This window comes from Alcaligenes sp. MMA (genome assembly GCF_020907215.1).
GTDB classification, from domain to species: Bacteria; Pseudomonadota; Gammaproteobacteria; order Burkholderiales; family Burkholderiaceae_B; genus Alcaligenes; species Alcaligenes aquatilis.
This window is the reverse complement of sequence record NZ_JAJJPP010000001.1, coordinates 793,275-812,830: the sequence shown is the minus strand read 5'-3', so window position 1 is coordinate 812,830 and position 19,556 is coordinate 793,275. Positions and strand designations below refer to the sequence as shown.

The 19,556-nt window shown below is 53.0% G+C and carries 20 protein-coding genes; 5 read left to right on the top strand and 15 right to left on the bottom strand.

The window, feature by feature from the left end; genetic code table 11:
- Position 1: 1 nt before the first annotated feature.
- On the bottom strand, positions 2–1,060 hold the full coding sequence (gene tsaD / locus LNA76_RS03660; RefSeq protein WP_094196893.1) for a tRNA (adenosine(37)-N6)-threonylcarbamoyltransferase complex transferase subunit TsaD: 1,059 nt from the start codon (positions 1,058–1,060) through the stop codon (positions 2–4).
- Between the two features lie 188 nt (positions 1,061–1,248).
- Between tsaD and LNA76_RS03655 the strand changes: the two genes are divergently transcribed.
- Both LNA76_RS03655 and trxA read left to right on the top strand, forming a co-directional pair.
- Complete coding sequence (locus LNA76_RS03655; protein ID WP_094196894.1) at positions 1,249–2,541, top strand: NCS2 family permease; 1,293 nt, start codon at positions 1,249–1,251, stop codon at positions 2,539–2,541.
- Between the two features lie 120 nt (positions 2,542–2,661).
- Positions 2,662–3,042, top strand: a complete 381-nt coding sequence (gene trxA, locus LNA76_RS03650; RefSeq protein WP_094196895.1) for a thioredoxin — start codon at positions 2,662–2,664, stop codon at positions 3,040–3,042.
- A gap of 64 nt (positions 3,043–3,106) precedes the next feature.
- Here trxA and LNA76_RS03645 read toward each other — a convergent pair whose 3' ends face one another.
- From LNA76_RS03645 to tadA, 6 genes are all read right to left on the bottom strand, one after another.
- Positions 3,107–3,370, bottom strand: a complete 264-nt coding sequence (locus LNA76_RS03645; RefSeq protein WP_094196896.1) for a DUF2024 family protein — start codon at positions 3,368–3,370, stop codon at positions 3,107–3,109.
- A 24-nt stretch (positions 3,371–3,394) separates the two neighbouring features.
- Entirely contained in the window at positions 3,395–3,925 is a 531-nt protein-coding gene (locus tag LNA76_RS03640) for a peroxiredoxin family protein (RefSeq protein WP_125276746.1), read from the bottom strand.
- Between the two features lie 210 nt (positions 3,926–4,135).
- On the bottom strand, positions 4,136–4,732 hold the full coding sequence (locus LNA76_RS03635; RefSeq protein WP_094196898.1) for an IMPACT family protein: 597 nt from the start codon (positions 4,730–4,732) through the stop codon (positions 4,136–4,138).
- An 8-nt stretch (positions 4,733–4,740) separates the two neighbouring features.
- Positions 4,741–6,339 carry an ABC-F family ATPase gene (locus LNA76_RS03630; RefSeq protein WP_094196899.1) on the bottom strand — a complete coding sequence of 533 codons (1,599 nt, stop codon included), beginning with the start codon at positions 6,337–6,339 and terminating at the stop codon, positions 4,741–4,743.
- 63 nt (positions 6,340–6,402) lie between these two features.
- Complete coding sequence (locus LNA76_RS03625; RefSeq protein ID WP_230017957.1) at positions 6,403–7,365, bottom strand: LD-carboxypeptidase; 963 nt, start codon at positions 7,363–7,365, stop codon at positions 6,403–6,405.
- A gap of 39 nt (positions 7,366–7,404) precedes the next feature.
- Positions 7,405–7,953, bottom strand: coding sequence for a tRNA adenosine(34) deaminase TadA (gene tadA, locus LNA76_RS03620; protein ID WP_166727010.1), 549 nt, complete (start codon positions 7,951–7,953; stop codon positions 7,405–7,407).
- A gap of 61 nt (positions 7,954–8,014) precedes the next feature.
- On the opposite strand from tadA, the gene LNA76_RS03615 reads away from it, so the two are divergent.
- The gene (locus LNA76_RS03615; protein WP_230017956.1) at positions 8,015–8,959 is read left to right on the top strand and encodes an ABC transporter ATP-binding protein; all 945 of its coding nucleotides are present in this window, start codon (positions 8,015–8,017) and stop codon (positions 8,957–8,959) included.
- Positions 8,956–9,717, top strand: coding sequence for an ABC transporter permease (locus tag LNA76_RS03610; RefSeq protein ID WP_094196902.1), 762 nt, complete (start codon positions 8,956–8,958; stop codon positions 9,715–9,717). The genes LNA76_RS03615 and LNA76_RS03610 overlap by 4 nt, the downstream gene beginning before the upstream one ends.
- Positions 9,718–9,785: 68 nt before the next feature.
- Here the strand turns inward: LNA76_RS03610 and LNA76_RS03605 are convergent, their stop codons facing one another.
- From LNA76_RS03605 to xsc, 8 genes are all read right to left on the bottom strand, one after another.
- Positions 9,786–10,691: a cache domain-containing protein gene (locus LNA76_RS03605; protein WP_230017954.1), complete on the bottom strand. Its 906-nt coding sequence runs from the start codon at positions 10,689–10,691 to the stop codon at positions 9,786–9,788.
- A gap of 1 nt (position 10,692) precedes the next feature.
- Positions 10,693–12,033 (bottom strand): TRAP transporter large permease, encoded by a 1,341-nt coding sequence (locus LNA76_RS03600; RefSeq protein WP_108727561.1) that lies wholly within the window; start codon positions 12,031–12,033, stop codon positions 10,693–10,695.
- A gap of 3 nt (positions 12,034–12,036) precedes the next feature.
- Positions 12,037–12,603 (bottom strand): TRAP transporter small permease, encoded by a 567-nt coding sequence (locus LNA76_RS03595; RefSeq protein ID WP_094196905.1) that lies wholly within the window; start codon positions 12,601–12,603, stop codon positions 12,037–12,039.
- A 116-nt stretch (positions 12,604–12,719) separates the two neighbouring features.
- On the bottom strand, positions 12,720–13,712 hold the full coding sequence (locus LNA76_RS03590) for a TRAP transporter substrate-binding protein (RefSeq protein ID WP_094196906.1): 993 nt from the start codon (positions 13,710–13,712) through the stop codon (positions 12,720–12,722).
- Positions 13,713–13,806: 94 nt separating this feature from the next.
- The gene (locus tag LNA76_RS03585; protein WP_094196907.1) at positions 13,807–15,255 is read right to left on the bottom strand and encodes an NAD(P)/FAD-dependent oxidoreductase; all 1,449 of its coding nucleotides are present in this window, start codon (positions 15,253–15,255) and stop codon (positions 13,807–13,809) included.
- A gap of 1 nt (position 15,256) precedes the next feature.
- Positions 15,257–15,646: a nuclear transport factor 2 family protein gene (locus LNA76_RS03580; protein ID WP_108727562.1), complete on the bottom strand. Its 390-nt coding sequence runs from the start codon at positions 15,644–15,646 to the stop codon at positions 15,257–15,259.
- A gap of 28 nt (positions 15,647–15,674) precedes the next feature.
- A complete protein-coding gene (locus LNA76_RS03575; RefSeq protein WP_094196909.1) occupies positions 15,675–16,481 on the bottom strand; it encodes a thiazole synthase in 807 nt (268 codons plus the stop codon).
- Between the two features lie 76 nt (positions 16,482–16,557).
- Positions 16,558–18,372 carry a sulfoacetaldehyde acetyltransferase gene (xsc, locus tag LNA76_RS03570; protein WP_442778976.1) on the bottom strand — a complete coding sequence of 605 codons (1,815 nt, stop codon included), beginning with the start codon at positions 18,370–18,372 and terminating at the stop codon, positions 16,558–16,560.
- Positions 18,373–18,580: 208 nt separating this feature from the next.
- Here xsc and LNA76_RS03565 point away from each other — a divergent pair, with 208 nt between their 5' ends.
- Positions 18,581–19,546 (top strand): AAA family ATPase, encoded by a 966-nt coding sequence (locus tag LNA76_RS03565; protein ID WP_094196911.1) that lies wholly within the window; start codon positions 18,581–18,583, stop codon positions 19,544–19,546.
- Positions 19,547–19,556 lie beyond the last annotated feature (10 nt).

Sequence of the window (19,556 nt, the reverse complement as noted above, 5' to 3'; positions counted from 1 at the left end):
ACTAACGCTCTGGCGGGGAGACGGGCTGATTTACACAGGCCAGATCCCAGCGAGGCCGAATGGCAAAGCCATGCTGGCTATCATCTAACGTCGCCAAACCGTGTTTGACCCGCATGGCCGCCGCAAAAGCAATCATGGCACCGTTATCGGTACAAAATTCCAGCGGTGGAAAAAACACCTCGCCCTTCAAACGCGCCACGGCTTTTTGTAGATACGCCCGCAAGTGGCGGTTGGCGCCCACACCACCGGCAACCACCAAACGTTTCAAGCCGGTTTGCTTCAAGGCTTTGACGGCCTTGGCGGCCAACACATCCACAATCGCGGCCTCGGTCGCGGCGGCCAGATCAGCGCGTTGCTGTTCAGTCATCCCGCCCTCTTGCGCTTCCAGCTTGCGCAGGCGCGTCAGCACGGCAGTTTTCAAACCACTAAAGCTGAAATCCAGATCCTTGCTATGCATCATGGGACGCGGCAACTCGTAGACGCTGGGGTCTCCCTGTTCAGCCAGACGCGACAGGGCCGGGCCGCCGGGATAGCCCAGGCCCATCAGCTTGGCGCTTTTATCAAAGGCTTCGCCCGCCGCATCGTCCAGCGTTTCACCCAGCAATTCGTACTGACCCACGCCATCCACGCGCATCAGTTGGGTATGACCACCCGAGACCAGCAAAGCCACAAAAGGAAAGTCCGGACGCGGCTCGGCCAACAAAGGCGAGAGCAAATGGCCTTCCAGGTGATGGATGGCAATGGTCGGTTTCTTCAGCGACCAGGCAATCGACTGCGCCACGCTGGCCCCCACCAGCAGGGCCCCGGCCAGGCCAGGACCGGCGGTATAGGCAATGGCATCGACCTGATCGAGCTGCATATGGCAAGAAGCCAGCACCTGACGTGTCAAAGGCAGGACACGGCGGATATGATCGCGAGAGGCCAGTTCAGGCACCACCCCACCGTATTCACGGTGCATGGCAATCTGGCTGTGCAAGGCATGGGCCAACAAGCCCTGTTCCGTGCTGACCAGCGCCACGCCGGTTTCATCGCAGGAACTTTCAAATCCAAGAATATTCATAGGACTTATTTTAGCCTGCTGTATTGGGGAAAATAGGAATTTATCCCCTCAAGACAATCAGCGGATAGTGTCGGGGTTGTGCCGATACATCGCGACAAAGGGGGGCGACGCCGTGGCACACTCGTGGTTAAAATCCCGCATCGATAATCTCAAGCTCCGATCGCCTAATAATCACAAGGAGGCTGCCCATGTTTGAACGTCTCTTCAAACTCTCTGAGCATGGCACCAACGTTCGTACCGAGGTCCTGGCAGGTATTACCACCTTCCTGACCATGTCCTATATTATTTTTGTGAATCCAGACATCCTGTCCTCCACAGGCATGGATCGCAACGCTATTTTTGTCGCTACCTGCTTGGCCGCCGCTTTGGGCACCTTCATCATGGCCTTTGTGGCCAACTGGCCTATCGGCATGGCGCCGGGTATGGGTCTGAACGCTTTTTTTGCCTTCACTGTGGTCGCCTCCCTGGGCTATACCTGGCAACAAGCACTGGGCGCGGTCTTTATTTCCGGCGTAATCTTCCTGATCCTGACGGTGACTGGCATCCGATCCTGGCTGATTCGGGGCATTCCCAAATCCTTGCAAAGCGCGATTGCCGCCGGTATTGGTATGTTCCTGGGCCTGATTGCCTTGATGAACTCGGGCATTGTGGTCGCTCACCCCGACACCAAAATTACATTGGGTGACCTGACCCAACCAGCCGCACTGTATGCCATTTTAGGTTTCTTCATTATTGCCGCCCTGGATGCGCTGAAAATACGTGGTGCGATTCTGATCGGCATTCTGGCCGTGACCGTTTTATCTATGCTGACCGGTCATAGCGAGTTCGGTGGCGTAGTCTCCGCCCCGCCCTCTCTGATGCCCACGTTTATGCAACTGGACATCATGGGTGCTCTGCACACCGGCTTTGTCCACGTAATTCTGGTTCTGGTACTGGTTGAAGTGTTTGACGCCACTGGCACCATGATCGGCGTTGCCAAACGTGCCCGTCTGATCGAGGAAGGCAAACCCAATCGCTTGGGTCGCGCCCTTTTAGCCGACAGCACCGCCATTGTAGCTGGCTCGATGTTAGGCACCAGCAGTACCACCGCCTACGTGGAAAGCGCCTCGGGCGTGCAAGCCGGCGGCCGTACCGGTCTGACTGCCCTGACTATCGGCGTGCTGTTTCTGCTGGCCCTGTTCTTCTCGCCCCTGGCGGCTACCGTGCCCAACTACGCCACCGCCCCCGCCTTGCTGTACGTGGCGTGCCTGATGATGCGTGAAATTACTGAAGTGGAGTGGGAGGACATGACTGAGGCTGTCCCTGCTGCTCTGGCTGCCTTTTCCATGCCCTTCACTTACTCGATTGCCAACGGTCTGGCCTTTGGATTTATCAGCTACGTCATCCTGAAACTGACAACCGGCCGCTGGCGCAGTATTCACCTGGCCACGCTGATTGTGGCCATCTTGTTCGTGATCAAATACGCCATCGCTACGGAATGAAAAAGCATGCTTTAAACTCGTTTGGCGCTTTAGGGCTGTCTGGAAAACGAGTACACTGATCACATGTTTAACGAAGCGGCTGAACACCATCAGCCGCTTTTTTATTGCGGAGGCTCCCCCATGAGCATCGTCGAACTGAACGAAGAAACATTCCAGGCAGCAGTAGAAGACGGCAAACCCCTGATCATCGACTTCTGGGCTCCCTGGTGCGGTCCATGCCGCCAATTCGCCCCTGTCTTTGACGCGGCAGCGGCCAAGCACCCCGACGTGACCTTTGCCAAGGTCAACACCGAAGAAGAGCAAGAACTGGCTGCTGGCCTGCGTATCCGCTCCATTCCAACCTTGATGGTATTCCGTGAACGCGTTCTGCTGTTCTCGCAAGCCGGTGCCCTATCCGCTGCCCAACTGGACGATCTGATCGAGCAAGTCCAGGCTGTCGACATGGAAAAAGTCCATGCTGAAATTGCTGCTCAGCAAAATCAGCAGCCTGACCAGGCTTAATCGGCCCAGTTCCACAAAAAACGCCAGACAACTTGTCTGGCGTTTTTTTATGCCTGAGTCTGCTTTATTCGCAGTTTTCCAATTCAAGAATCGCAAAACCGCTACGTTTGATTTCATTCTCGACCGGCGCGGAAGCCATTTCCGTATGGCAAAAACGACACTCTCGCGAGGTGAAACTTTCCACACTCACCCCTTTGGCCTCGAGATACCGCCGACCATAACTCAGGACCTTGTCCATATCCTTGGCCTCATCGCTGACCAAAATATCAAAGTGCATACGCCGCCCGTCAGGACGCACGACGTAGGTATCAAACACGGCAATCTTCATGACAAACCCTTTTCAGCAAAACACCTAATAGGTACACGTAGGCCCGCAAGAGGACGAGCCTTCCTTTTCCATCATCCCCTCTTTCTTGTTTTCTTGGGCCGGGCGACGAGCAATCAACTGCCCGACAAACGCACCCAGACGCAAATCATCCAGATGGCCCAATTCCTTCAAAGCCAGCTTGCCATCACGATCAAAAATAATGGTGGATGGCGTGCCGCCCAGCCCCCACTCCTTCATGGTGCGCGGCAAGGGGCCGCTGTCTGAGGGCTGATCAATGGCAATAGGAAAATTCAAGCGATACTCATGGGCGAAGACTTGCAAGGCTGCCGGGCCCATCACCGCATGATGCTCGAACACGCTATGCAGGCCAATAATGCGCAAATCATCGCGCGAGAACAGGGTATCGAGTTTCTTGGCTTGCGGCAGGCTGTTGATGACACAGCCCGGACAAAGCATCTGAAAGGCAGTGACCACCACAACGCGGCCACGCAAGGATGACAGGCTTAATGGCGCGCTCGTATTGAGCCACTGGCTGGCATGGATCTCGTAGGACATGACATATACCCACAATGCTGACTAAACCCGATCATACCCGCAGGCTGGATGCAGACTTAGAAGGAATCAGAAGTGTTTAGTATGGCCACGGCCCGGACAGCGCGAAGGGACAATCGTCTGGAAAAGATACCTTTTCGTCCAAAAAGGCCCTATCAATACAGATGGCAAGAACAAGCTCATTCCGACCCGGCTTGCTGAACGGAGGATAGCCTACGTTTGCTCCAGGGGCTCACATTCGCCCTGGCCACGCGTCATATTGATAAAGGACTGCTGGAACTCCGTCTTATGCTCGACTGGCAGATTCAATACCCACTGCACGCCTTCAGCGTCGAATTGCTCGTCCTGAACCTGAACGCCAAAACTATCGAAACGGGATTGAATCAAAGCCAAGTCGGCGAAGGAGCAGCGGCAGCGCAAGGCGGCCATGGGAATCAGTTCCTGCTTGTCAGCAAGACGCAAACATTGAGCGGCCACACCGCCGTAGGCACGCACCAGGCCGCCCGTTCCCAGCTTGACGCCCCCAAACCAGCGAATGACCAGCACCGCGACACGGTCGCAATCTTGCCCTTCTATGGCTTGCAAAATGGGGCGCCCGGCCGTACCGCCAGGCTCGCCGTCGTCGTTAAAGCGGTATTCAGCCCCGATCTTGTAAGCCCAGCAGTTATGCGTAGCATCGGGCACAGCCTTGGCCTGGAAGAAGGCCAAGGCCTGGCTGGCACTGTCTACTGGTGCAGCCAGTGCCAGAAAACGGCTTTTTTTGATGTCCTGCTCAAAGCTGGTGGGCTCACGCAGGGTAAAGACGGCCACCGCTAGCCTCAGTCCTGTTCGCGGCTGGCCAGGTAGTCTTCGTAGCCACCACGGTAATCAACCAGACGGCCTTCAGGCATCACTTCGATAATGCGGGTTGCCACACCGGATACGAACTCACGGTCATGGGACACGAAAATCAGGGTGCCTTCGAACTTTTCCAGGGCCATCTGCAAGGACTCGATCGACTCCATGTCCAGGTGGTTGGTGGGCTCGTCCAGCAACATGACGTTATGCCGGCCCAGCATCAGACGCGAGAAGGTCATGCGGTTTTTCTCGCCACCGGACAACACCTTTACAGGCTTGATGATGTCATCGGCCGAGAACAGCATGCGACCCAGCACAGAACGCAGAGACTGATCGTCGTCGCCCGCCTGACGGAACTGGCTGATCCAGTCAAACACATTGTCTTCGGTGTCGAATTCGTCCGATACGTCCTGAGCCATGTAGCCGATATCGGCGTTTTCGGACCAGACGACCGAACCGCTGTCGGGAGCCAGATCACCAGCCAGCAAACGCAGCAAGGTCGTCTTACCCACACCGTTCGCCCCCACAATCGCAATTTTCTCGCCCGCATCAATCATGGCCGAGAAGTTCTTGATAACGGGATGATCGTAGGATTTGCTCAGCCCCTCGATGGTGACGGCCAGACGATGCAGGACTTTTTTCTGTTCAAAGCGAATAAACGGATTCTGACGCGAAGAAGGTTTGACTTCGATAGTGTCTGCTTTCAAGCGACCAATCTGCTTCAGACGCGACGTCGCCTGACGGGACTTGGACTTGTTGGCGGCAAAACGGCGCACAAAGTCCTGCAGCTCGCCAATGCGCTCTTTGGCCTTGGAGTTGGCCGCCAACACGCGTTCGCGCGACTGCACGGAAGCCAGCATGTAATCGTCGTAATTGCCGGGGTAGACACGCAGCTCGCCGTAGTCCAAATCGGCCATGTGGGTGCAAACCTGGTTCAGGAAGTGACGATCGTGACTGATGATGATCATGGTGCTCTGGTAACTGTTGAGCACATCTTCCAACCAACGAATGGTATTGATATCCAGGTTGTTGGTCGGCTCGTCCAGCAGCAGGACATCAGGATTGGAGAACAGGGCCTGTGCCAGCAGCACACGCAGCTTCCAGCCCGGAGCAATTTCGCTCATGGGCAACTGGTGCTGTTCGACCGGAATTTCCAGACCCATCAGCAGTTCACCGGCACGGCTCTCGGCGGTGTAGCCGTCGTACTCGGCAAAACGCGCCTCCAGCTCGGCGGCCTTCATGTAGTCTTCTTCCGTGGCCTCTGGATTATCGTAGATGGCATCACGCTCTTGCATGGTGCTCCACATTTCGGTGTGGCCCATCAACACCACATCCAGCACACGTTTGTCTTCGTAAGCAAACTGGTCCTGACGCAGCTTGCCCAGGCGCACGCCCGGGTCCAGCGATACATTACCCCCGCTTGGCTCCAGGTCGCCGCCAATGATTTTCATGAAGGTAGACTTGCCCGACCCGTTGGCACCAATCAGGCCATAGCGGTTGCCTCCGCCCAGTTTGACACTGACGTTTTCAAATAAAGGCTTGGCACCAAACTGGATCGTTAAATTAGCGGTGGAGATCACGTAAACGTACTTTGAAAAAGGTTGAGTTCAACCCAGTAGTGTATCAAGCAGGCGCGAAATCCGTTAGTGTTCGTGCTCATCCAGGACCAGATAAGCCATGCCATCCTCGGTGGCCAGGCCCACTTCCTTGCCTACAGGCAGGCTGACTTTGACCTCCACATGCCCATACGGCAGGCCCGTTACGACTGGAACCTTGACGGTTTCACGCAACCAGCGCACCACCGAATCCATATCGAAACCATTATCCGAAGCGCCCGTTTTGTAGGCCGTGAAACGGCCCAACACCACCGCCATTTGGCGATTCAGAACGCCAGCATGCCAAAGTTGCGTCAACATGCGCTCGACCCGATACGGGGCTTCGCCCACGTCTTCCAGAAACAAGATGCCACCGTCAATATTGGGAAAATAAGGTGTGCCCAGCAAAGAACAGACCACGGCCAGATTGCCGCCCCACAAAATGCCATGGCCATCGACAGCATCCGAATCCTCGGACTCAAAGCTGAACAACTCCAACTCGCCACGCATCAACTCGCCAAACAGCTCGGTGGTCAGCTCATCGGTTTCATCGCCGCCGAAATCGGCAATCGCCGTGGGGCCGGTGTAGCTGATGGCCCCTGTTTGCGCCAGCAAGGCCAGATTGAAGGCCGTGAAATCCGACATGCCCACAAAACGCTTGCCGCTATCGGCCACCGCGCGCCAGTCGATCTGGCCCAGAATGCGGCTCAAACCATAGCCGCCGCGTGTCGCCATCACAATGGGCTGGGGCTGCTGCAAGGCCCGCTGTACAGCGGCCAGACGCTGGGCGTCCGTACCGGCAAAGCGTTCGTGTACCGCCAAGGCGTCCGGGTCTATGTCCACGGCAAAGCCCAACTGATTCAGACGCTGGCTTGCCAGCTCCAAACGCTTGGGTTCAAGGATCTGGCCAGAGGGCGAAAACAGGTAAATGCCCGAACTGTCCTGCTGCCCACAATGGCATTGGCCATGTTCGTGGTGATGGTGATGGTGGTCGTGCTCGGGGCTGCTCATGATGAACCTTGATAATAAAGTGCTGATATTTTAGCGAGACTACGGGGTGCCATCCAGCGGCGATTGGACTGTTTGAGCCTGTTTTTGCAACTTCTTTTGTTCCCGTCGCTCGCGGAAAAAATCCCGTAAGGCCTGGGCCGCCTCCTCGGACATCAAACCGCCCGAAACACGGGTGTGGTGATTCAGAGTGGGATGCAAGTGCAAGGACTCCACGCTGCCACACACCCCGGTCTTCGGATCGGCTGCCGCCCACACCACGCGTGACAGACGCGCATGCAGCAAGGCTCCCAGACACATCATGCAAGGCTCCAGAGTCACAAACAAACTGGCTCCGGGCAGGCGGTAATTACCGACCTTACGCGTTGCGGCACGCAGGGCCACGATCTCGGCATGCTGAGTGGGATCGTGATCACAGACCGTGCGATTGGAGCCCACAGACAACAGCCTGCCATCCGCATCCAATAGTACGGCACCGACCGGCACTTCGCCGATGCTGGCTGCCAGTTGAGCCTGTTCCAGGGCTAAAGCCATCGCCTGAGCATCACTCAAAACGTCACTGTCTGTTTGCGGTGGTAAGCTAGTTGGCATTGTCACATCCATTGCGTTATTCAAACCCTGTCGGCACAGCAAAAGGGTCATTTTACTGTCTATGCAGAACACTCCTGATTCTCACGCTATTTTGCGTGTTCGAGGCCTGAGCAAACAATACGCAAACGGGCATCAAGCCCTGCACGCTTTAGACCTGGATATCTGGCGAGGCGAAATCTTTGCCTTGCTCGGTGCCAACGGCGCAGGCAAAACCACCTTGATCAGCATTATCTGCGGGCTGGTCAATCGCAGCAGCGGCACCGTCCTGGTAGATGGGGCAGACAATGTCACCGACTACAAGCGCGCCCGCCAGAAAATTGGCTTAGTGCCACAAGAGCTGAGCGCCGACTCCTTCGAGACCGTCTGGAATACCGTCAGTTTCAGTCGTGGCCTGTTTGGCAAAGCCGCCAATCCGGCCCTGATTGAACAGATTCTGAAAGACTTGTCCTTGTGGGATAAAAAAGACAGCCCCTTGATTACGCTCTCGGGCGGCATGAAGCGCCGCGTACTGATTGCCAAAGCGCTTTCTCACGAACCTGAAATCCTGTTTCTCGATGAACCGACCGCCGGTGTGGACGTGGCCTTGCGCCAAGGCATGTGGGCCTTGGTCAAGCGATTGCGCGATCAAGGGGTCACCATTATTTTGACCACCCACTACATCGAAGAAGCCCAGGAAATGGCGGACCGCATTGGCTTTATCAATAAAGGCTCACTGCAACTGGTCGAGACCAAACATAATCTGATGCGCCGCCTGGGCGGCAAAACCCTAAGTTTGACTTTGGCTGAGCCGCTCAGCGCCCTACCCGCCTCGCTGGGTTCATTGGGCATACAGACCTCCGCGGACGGCATGAGTCTGCTCTACCCCTTGAACAACCGCGACCAGGAACACGATTTGAGCAGCTTGCTGGCGGCTATCGGCCAAGCAGGGCTGAACATTACCGACATCCATACCCGTGAACGCAGTCTGGAAGATATTTACGTTGAGTTTGTAGGGGCACAATCATGAATTGGTACGCCATTCTGGCTATTTACCGCTACGAAATGTCGCGCACCCGCCGCACACTGCTGCAAAGCATTGTGGCACCCGTGATTTCTACCGCCTTGTATTTTGTGGTGTTCGGCGCTGCCATCGGCCATCGCTTCAATGAAATTGGCGGTGTGCCCTACGGCGCATTTATTGTGCCTGGGCTGACCATGCTGTCAGTGCTGACGCATAGCGTCTCCAACGCCGCCTTCGGGATTTACTTTCCACGCTTTACCCGCAATATCTACGAGATTCTGTCAGCGCCCATTTCCCACTTTGAAGTGACCCTGGCCTTTGTCGGTGCAGCAGCCACCAAGTCGTTGTTTCTGGCGGCCATCATCCTGATTACGGCGCGCTTGTTTGTCCCTTACGAGATTGCCCACCCCGTCTGGATGCTGTGCTTTCTGGCACTGACCGCCCTGACCTTCAGCCTGCTGGGTTTCATTATTGGCATCTGGGCCGACAATTTTGAAAAACTACAGTTTGTGCCCATGCTGATTCTGACCCCCCTTACCTTTCTGGGCGGCACTTTCTACTCTATCGACATGCTGCCCGAATTCTGGCAAAAGCTGACCTTGCTGAATCCAGTGCTGTACCTGATCAGCGGCTTTCGCTGGAGCTTTTTTGATCTGGCCGATGTGAATGTGTGGCTGAGCCTGGGGATGACACTGCTGTTTTTAAGCGTGTTTCTGGGCGTGGCTGCCTGGATTTTCAAGACGGGATACCGGTTACGGCCTTGACCTCTCTCGCGATCACACATAAAAAAACCGGCCTGAAAAGGCCGGCAAGGTTGGAACAAAGTCCTTTCTCAAGGGGGGGAGTCAGGAAACACAGTAGTGCCCACAGCAATCACCATCTCCCCCATCTGTTGATAAAACGCCCGTCTGTGCTCCACTTGGCGTGTTTCGGAGCTTAGCCACCAGTAATCAATAGATTGGATCGTGTTAGGTGAGGCATGCTCCAACATTTCCCGTAGAAAATGCTGGCCTTGCACATCGGTAATATCATCCACCGAGACATCGTTATTCTCCGCGAATACAGGATTCAGCACCACCTTGCGCTGCGCTTTGTCCAGTACAAACACATATTGATCCTGGCGTCTGAACTCGCCCTGTTTATTACGGAATTTACGTAGCGCGGCTACAGGATCAGCAAAGTATTCGCTCATCGCCCGCTCCAGCATTTGCTTGGCCTGTTCCTCGGTTGGGTAGCCAGGGAAAAACCCGACGGCAATCACAATCCCATCCACGACCTCAAAATACGTAATTTTGACTTCATGCTTGCCTTCATTAGGATTAAACCAGTAGTACTCAATACTCCCGGACTGGTTTTGTTTCGCCAACGCTAACATCTGGCTAAAAAAAGGCTGTCCGGCATCGTCCGTTTCACTCAATACGTTCTGCCCTATCAAGCCCGCCGACCAGCCACCGCTAGACAACATCTGGCCCGCAAGACTCACGCTATATACGTATAAATCACGGTCAATAAAGGCCGGATCGTGTGTGAAATCATTCACCGCTTGGGGGCCGTTCTGGCGTATGTGCGCTATCGCCTTGTCCAATAATTGATGCGCTCGCTGTTGTTGCGCTCCAATCGTGGTAGGCAGCAAGCCTGTTGCCTGCGCCACACCGGGCGCGCCAGCCTGTACGCCACTCGCGTACGTTAGCGACGCCCCGACCACTACCGCAGCCAGAAAGTTATTCACAATACTCATCTCAATACCCCATTAATCCAGGTAACCATAGTGATAGACCAGGGGTGAAAGCGATGATGAAGACAGCCACTACCAACACCAGAATAAATGGCAATGCTTTGACTACGACTTGTTCTACGGTCGCTCCCCCTATGCCCGATGCCACAAACAGGTTTTCTCCTAATGGCGGTGTAATAAAACCCACAGACAAGGTACAAATCACCACAATCCCAACGTGCGTAGGATCTACCCCCAACATATACGTCACAGGCAGTAACACGGGCACCAAAATCATGATGGCAGCCAGTGTTTCCATGAACATGCCCACGAACAGCAAGAAGACAATCAGGATGGTCCAGATCAAATACATATTGTCTGTCCAGCCGATCAAGGACTCAGCAATCAAGGCAGGAATACGCTGTTCGACCAGCAAGCGGCCAAATACGGTTGCTGCAAATAAAATCAACAAAACGCGACCCGTAATCCAGGTCGTGGTTCGCAAAGAATTGAATAATTTTATCCAGCTCATTTCCCGATGAATGCAAACACCTACGAACAAGGTATAGACAATAGCCACGACGGCTGATTCTGTAGGGGTAAAGAAGCCCGCATAAATTCCGCCCAAGATAAAGACCGGCGCGAAAATAGACCATATGCCACGGCGCACGGATTTTTTCAAATCCGAAAAACACCACCCCGAACCAATACCTTTATATCCGGACTTACGTGAAATGGCGTAGTTCATTACAAGTATGCTAGATGCCATGATTATCCCTGGAACCACGCCGGCAATAAATAATTTGGAAATGGAAACCGTAGAAAATTGACCATGCAAAGCGATAGCTTCTGCGGGTGGCCGCAATCCCAAGGCCGAGATACCAAAAATCACCATAGGAATAGAGGGTGGAATAATAATTCCCAAACCGCCTGATGATGCCGTTAATGCTGAGGCATAGCTCAAGTCGTAGTTACGCTGCGTCATTGCCGGAATCATCAACATCCCGACAGCCGCAGTGGTGGCAGGGCCAGAACCCGAAATAGCTCCAAAGAACAGGCAAGCCAGAACGGTTGCCATACCCAAGCCACCTGTAACTGGCCCCGCCATTGTTTCTGCAATATCAACTAAACGTCGCGAGATCCCGCCTGCTTCCATCAACGCACCTGCCAAAATAAAGGCAGGCAATGCCATCAAAGGAAAGCTTCCAACTGAGGTAAAGGCTATTTGAACAAAAGAGATGGGGTTTTTCCCCAGGGCCAAAAATGAAAACATGGCGGCGCCGGCCAGCGACACCGTAATAGGCGCGCCTAGCAGCAACAATACAAAAAACCCGCCAAACAATAACCCGACAATAGACTGCTCCATGGATTAGGCTCCTTCCACCACGCTATCGCGGGCTTCAGCCCCTTGGCGCTTGATTGCTTCTAATTCTTGACTTTCAGGGTCTACCAGCTCTACATGCTTAAACCAGATCAAATAGTTATTCCACAAAATACGTAGAGACATCAGTAAAAAGGCAACTGGCAACACCATGAAGAAATACTTCATGGGAATACCAGTTGTCTGCGACCTCCAAAACAAATTCATGCGATTAAACACAAACTCGTAACTCAGCCAGGTGAAATACAAGTTAAAGGCCACCCAAAGCAAATCAGCAATAGACTCTGTCACTTTTTTTACAATGGGCGGAAAGAACCTGAACTGAAACGTCACCCGATTGTGTGCTGACATTTTGGCGGCTACGACAGCCCCTAGATAGGCAAACCATACAAACATATAGGTTGCCACCTCTTCACCCCACGGAATACTGTACGCAAAAAACTGCCGCAAAATAATCTGTACAAATAACAGAAGCACAAAGGCGCCAAGCAAGAAAGCACAAATGTATTCTTCTATGTGGTCGACTATGTGTAGCGCTACTCTTTTGATCGTCATACCTGTCTCCAACATCCCGCTTTCACCTGATTGGGGCGTATATCGGGCAGCATCAAGACAGATACCAGCCTACGGCAGGTATCTGCAGCAATTCACGATTTGATGAGAAATAGGGTTTAACGATTCAGCGTGGCCAAAACAGCATCCAAGCGCTCTTTACCGCCAATCGAGTCGTAAAATGCAGGCCACACTTTGGTGGTGGCTGCGTCAATCCAGTCCTGCTCGTTGTTGGCAAGCTCTACGATTTCCATACCCGCTGCTTGCAACTCTTGCTTGATGTTGTCTTCCGTGACCTGGATATATTCGTAGCTGTACTCAGTAGCAGCTTGCCCTGCTTCCAGAATCCACGCCTGGACCTCAGGAGTTTGCGCCTGGAATACTTGCTCGCTCATTACCAATGGTTCTAACGAGAACAGGTAACGAATCGGAGTAATGTACTTCTGCACTTCATCAAACTTCATGGCAGAAATAGTGATGTAAGGATTGTCCTGACCGTCGACCACACCTTGCTGCAATGCGGTGAAGGTTTCATTCCACGCCATCGGTGTCGGGTTTACACCCAAGGCATTATAGAAAGCGATCATCAGCTCATTTTTGGGTACACGAATGATCAAGCCTTTCAGGTCATCCAGGCTGCGTACAGGACGTTTGGAATTAGTCAGGACCCTAAAGCCGGAATACGACCAACCGACAATACGCACACCCGCATCACGAATCGTCTTTTCGGTAAGTTCTTTGCCAACATCACCTTGCGTCAAGGTTCTTGCGTCTTCCAGACTTTGGATTACGTAAGGCATTGTGAGCACAGCCACACTGGGAGAGAACGGAGTGATGTTGTTGATCGCTAGAATCGAGAAATCCAGCAGGCCCATCGCGGCGTCATTAATCGTATCTTGTTCATCGCCCAACTGACTGTTTGGGAACAAATCTGCGGTCACACTACCACCACTTTTTTCTTTTAACTGCTCGGCAAATACTTTGCCCAGTTCATATTGAGTTCCGCCTGCTGCATCACCAATCGCCACCTTGAAGGTGGCAGCACTTGCTGTCGTTGCCAACAACAAACTTGCTACCCAGACAGAACCTGTGAGCCATTTTTTGAGTGTCATCCAAGTCTCCTCCCTCTTTTTCCAGAGGTGTATGTGTCACTACAGCAAAACCAGGCACCAGACTCCTTTTTCCAATGCCTGGGGATTTCAGTCCTTACAGCGCCTCATCTTTCAAGTGATACCAGCGATACAAGAAACGCTGGCCAAATCGTCTGAACGGAGCAAAAAACTCTGACTCCACCATTTCCCTGACATTCGGAAATGGCAATCTATCTTGGAAAATGGGCAGATCCAGCTCCTGGCCTTTACCTGCAATCCATTGCGCCATGCGTCGACCTGCCTGGGATGAGTACATCACGCCATTACCGCCATACCCCATCGCGTAATAAATAGTGTGTTGTGGGTCAGGCTGTACAATGCGCGGCATCATATCGTGACTGACATCCACCCAGCCCCACCAGGAATACGCAATTTCAATGCCTTTTAGCTCTGGAAACTTGCGCTCCATTGCTCCTACCAACAGATCTTGGTACTTGCGTTGTGGGGCATCTTTACCCGTAATCGCACTGCGGCTGCCTATCTGCAAACGATTGTCGGGCAGCAGGCGGTAGTAATTACGTAGCACTCGGGTATCAGTCAGTACTTGATGCGTATAGAAATGGCAGGCTTCAATCTCAGCGGGCGTCAGGGGACGGGTCACCAGAGAGTTGGACAAAATCGGCAACAAGCGATTTTTGAGCTCTGCATGCAAACCATTCGAGGTATAGCCACCGGTAGCCACGCCAACGGCTTTGGCTTTCACAACACCACCCGGTGTTTGCAAGTAGTGGTAGCCATTACGCGTTTTCCAACTCTGCACGGGGCTGGAGGGGTGGACGGTAGCGCCCAAAGCACGCGCCTTTTTTAAATACCCAAAAGCCAATTTGCCAGCGTGTATCCCAATACCTTCAGGTTCATGCATCGCCCCATGAGCCTCACGGTCATTCACCCACTCATTACGTACCGTATCTGCACCAAGAATACGGGCGTCGTACTGAAAGGTGTCTCGTAGCAGCGCCGCTTCTTTTTCCAGTACGGGCATGAGCCGTTCGCGGTGAGCAATATACAAATGGCCACCCGGTTGCGGATCACAGTCTATGTCTTTGATCAGCTCTTTAAAGTTTTCCATGCCCTCTACGCACTCACGGTGCATTTTGAGAGCAGTATCCAACCCCCAACGCTGAATCCATTGCGAACGTTTTAGGCGACCTGACGCACACTGCGCCTGCCCCCCGTTACGGGTACTGCAACCCCAGGCGCTGCGGTTAGCTTCCAGCACTGTTGCTTTGATGCCGTGTTCTTGTGCCAGAAAAATGGCTGTGGTCAAACCGGTGAAACCGGAACCGATGATGGCCACATCCACTTCGATATCGTGGGTAATGGGGCCATCATCTTCGGGAGGTTCTCCCGCCGTGCCTATCCAATACGTAGGCGCATATTCCGTACCTTCTCCAGGGTTGCTATGTGTCGCGAGTGGATCATAAGCTGGATCATAAGCACGTCTAGCGGGTGTCGCTTGCCCTAACGTCTCAGCCGCAGTCTGTTTTGACGTTTCCTGGAGCATATTATTCCCCGCTGGTCACTGGGGGGCGATTCTTGCGGAAGGCATTTTTAATGGCAATTTTGTCACCCTCAAAAGTGAACAAATCCACCATCAGTGCTTCATGTTTGCCGCCATTCAAGTCTGTGCCTTTAAAGCGAGACGTAGACACGGCATGGTTAGCATCCAACATGTAGAAGTCACCATCTAACCATGCAGCATCCGGGAAGTTCTTCCAGGCAGACTCAAAGGCCACGCGTACTTTCTCATGGCCCTGATGAGTCGTGCCTACAACCTCATTACCCGCGATCGCGTAGAACACACAATCGTTGGTCATCATGCTCATGATGGCGTCAAGGTCATGATCATTCCAAGCTTGGGTGTACGCTTTCAATAGTTCTAATTTTTGATTCATTTTCTTGTGCTCCTTCCAGTTATCGTCGTTATTGCACTACCGGCCGTGCATTGCTATGTATGAGCCCTGTCGTAGGCGATGAGGCTTCGGCCAGATAATGTTTCTTGGGCATGCGTCCGGCTAAAAACGCATCGCGTCCCGCCTGCACGGCCCTGCGCATGGCTCGTGCCATACGAATGGGATCTTGTGCGTAGGAAATGGCAGAGTTCATCAGCACCGCATCACACCCCAGTTCCATGGCGATGGTGGCATCTGAAGCCGTTCCCACCCCGGCATCCAACAGCACAGGTACATTTATTTGGTCCAGGATCAGACGTATATTCCATGGGTTCAAGATACCCATGCCCGAGCCGATAATGGAGGCCAGTGGCATGATGGCTACACACCCCATGTCTTCCAGCATACGAGCTTGTATCGGGTCGTCAGAGCAATACACCATCACATCAAAACCGTCTTTAACCAGCGTTTGCGCGGCCTTCAAGGTTTCAGGCATATTGGGATACAAGTTTTTCTCACTCCCAAAAATTTCCAGTTTTGCCAAGGAGTGGCCATCGAGCAGCTCACGCGCCAGGCGCAGTGTGCGTACTGCATCGTCGGCACTGAAGCAACCTGCCGTGTTAGGTAAATAGGTGTAGTCCTGCGGAGAAACGTAGTCCAGCAAACTGGGCTCACCCGCCTCCTGACCGATATTGGTACGGCGGATGGCAACCGTGACAATCTCGGCCCCGCTCTGCTCTACAGCTTCACGGGTTTCAACAAAGTCCTTGTATTTGCCAGTGCCTACCAGCAGTCTGGATTGATATGAGCGGCCTGCTATAACGAGTGCATCTTCCATAAAACAGCCTGTTCTTTTGTTGACCTCAACAGGAGGGGCAAAGCAACCCCTCCAGGCACCACTCAATCTGAAAAAATTAGACGTAGTCTTTATATTTTTCCAGCAAACGCACAGGACGCTTCAGTGCATCACGACGGAACGGATCGCCCAGTTCCCGGGTACACATGATTTCCAACACGCAGGTTTTCCCCTCCTTCATCTGCATGTCAATCGCGCGTTTGAATGCAGGACCCACATCCTCCAAACGGTCCACGACTATACCCTCCGCCCCCATGGCTTTGGCAATGTCTGCAAACGAGGCATTGTCCAGTTCACCGGCGACAAAGCGGCGGTTGTAGAACTCCACCTGATTCTTCTTCTCGGCACCCCACTGTCGGTTATGGAAAACCACCGCCGTCACTGGAATTTCATGACGCACTGCTGTCATGATTTCCATCATGCTCATGCCCCATGCGCCATCACCGGCATACGACACGGCGGGACGCTCGGGCGCAGCTGTTTTGGCACCAATAATGGTTGGCAAAGCGTAACCACAATTACCAAAGCTCATCGGTGCAAAAAAGCTGCGTGGTTTTTCAAAGCGCAGGTAACTATGAGCCACAGAGTTGATGTTCCCAATATCGGTAGACACCATCACGTCGTCAGGCATGGCTTTTTCCAGCTCACGCAATACTTGACGCGGGTGCAGGTACTCTCCGCCAGTAAAGGTTTTCTCTTTGGCGTTTTCAGCAATCATGTCCAAGCTGTATGGGTCGGTTTCATGTGTCCACGAATCCAGCTCCGCTTCCCATGTTGCTTTCTCTGCAGCAATGGTCGCTGCACGTTCGTCTTTCGTTGCATCGCTTGCAAGCTCCTGTGCATTCACACGAGCCAGCAATTCTTTGGCTACAGCCTTAGCATCACCGCAAATACCAACGGAGATTTTTTTCACCAAACCCAGCATTTTGTGGTCGGCATCGATCTGGATGATCTTGGCGTTTGTGGGCCAGTAATCAATGCCGTACTGAGGCAAGGTGCCGAATGGTCCCAATCGCGTGCCCAGGGCAATCACCACATCAGCTTGCGAGATCAGCTTCATACCTGCTTTCGAACCTTGATAACCCAAAGGACCGCACCACAGTGGATGGCTGGCAGGGAACGAATCATTGTGCTGATAGCTATTTACAACGGGTGCTCCCAAGCGCTCGGCCAAGGCTTTGCATTCCTCGACAGCATCGCTCATGACCACACCGCCGCCAGAAATAATGACTGGGAATTTAGCCTTGGACAGCAACTCCAGGGCCTCTTCCAGTGCTTTCTCACCGCCGTGACCACGATCCAGTTTGCGGGGTGTAGGGATCTCACATGTCACTTCGCCGTAGAAGTAGTCACGTGGAATATTCAATTGAGTTGGCCCCATTTCTGTCATCGCACGCTCGAAACACAAGCTTGTGTATTCGGCCATACGAGCAGGATTGGTGACATGCCCTTGATACTTGGTGAACTCCTGGAACATGGGCAGCTGATTACATTCCTGGAAGCCACCCAGACCCATCGTATTGGTACCTGCTTCTGGCGTCACAATCACCACAGGGCTATGCGCCCAGTAAGCGGCCGCAATGCCGGTCACGCAATTACTAATACCAGGGCCGTTCTGGCCGATCACCACACCATGTTTACCGGATACGCGGGCATAACCATCAGCCATGTGCGCCGCCCCCTGCTCATGCACAACAGGAATCAAACGGATCCCTGCTGGAGCAAAAATATCCATGGCGTCCATAAAAGCGGACCCCATAATCCCAAACATATCCTTCACGCCGTAGGACACCATGGTCTCTACAAACGCCTCTGACGGGGTCATTTTTGTTAATCCGCTTACCGGTTTACGGTTATCTGCTACCTGGCTCATCACCTAGTCTCCATTGATATACAAAGTCAGTGTCTGGCACACCATATCTATCAAAAATCTTATTATTCGAGATCTTTTGATCACCTTATCGAGAAAAAAATAGGCTGTCAATCAGAAAATAGCTGATAATCTCGATATTCGATATATTTAGTACCATAAATTGTGTATAAATAGATGGAAACCCTAAGTCTGAGCTAAAGGAGTAAAGATGTCGCAAAAAACAGAGATACCCGAACATACCGTTTCAGTAAATACGGAATTTGGTATAAAAAGCGCATTGCATGTACCGGCTTTCAGTGAACGCTCAGAGTACGTCCCTGCTCTTGATAAGGCGTACCGTTTTGATCCTGAGGTCACCTTGTCATTGCTTGCCGGCTTCGCTCACAACCGACGCGTCCTCATACAAGGCAGACACGGCACAGGGAAATCCACACACATAGAACAAGTGGCCGCCAGACTGAATTGGCCGTGTATACGCGTGAACCTGGACGGTCATATCAGCCGCTTAGATTTAGTAGGTAAAGACACCATTACCATTCAAGACGGGCTGCAAGTCACACGCTTTCAGGAGGGGGTTATTCCTTGGGCAATGCAACGCCCGATGGCCTTGATACTGGACGAGTACGATGCAGGCAGACCCGATGTAATGTTCGTGATTCAACAGATACTGGAACAAGATGGCCGCTTTACCCTGCTGGATCAAAACCGTGTTTTGCACCCTCACCCCTACTTCCGTATTTTTGCCACGACCAACACCTTGGGCCTAGGCGATCAGACTGGCTTATATAGAGGTACTCATAGCCTGAACCATGCCCAACTGGATCGTTGGAACATTGTCAGCACCCTGAATTATCTGCCTGCCGCCCAAGAAGAAGCCATTGTTCTGGGACGCGTGCCCAGTAAAAACACCGAGCAGGGCAAGCACGATATACAAGCCATGGTGGCGCTAGCCAACCTGACCCGACAAGCATTCTCTGTGGGCGATTTATCCACGCTAATGTCACCGCGCACCGTAATTACCTGGGCGGAGAACTGCACCCTCTTTCACGACAAGCGCCGTGCTTTTGTCGTCTCTTTCTTCAACAAATGCGATGAAAGTGAACAAAACCTGGTAAAGGAGCTGTATCAACGCTGCTTTAACGAAGAGCTGGTACCCAGCGACGCAACCGCCTGACCCAGGAACA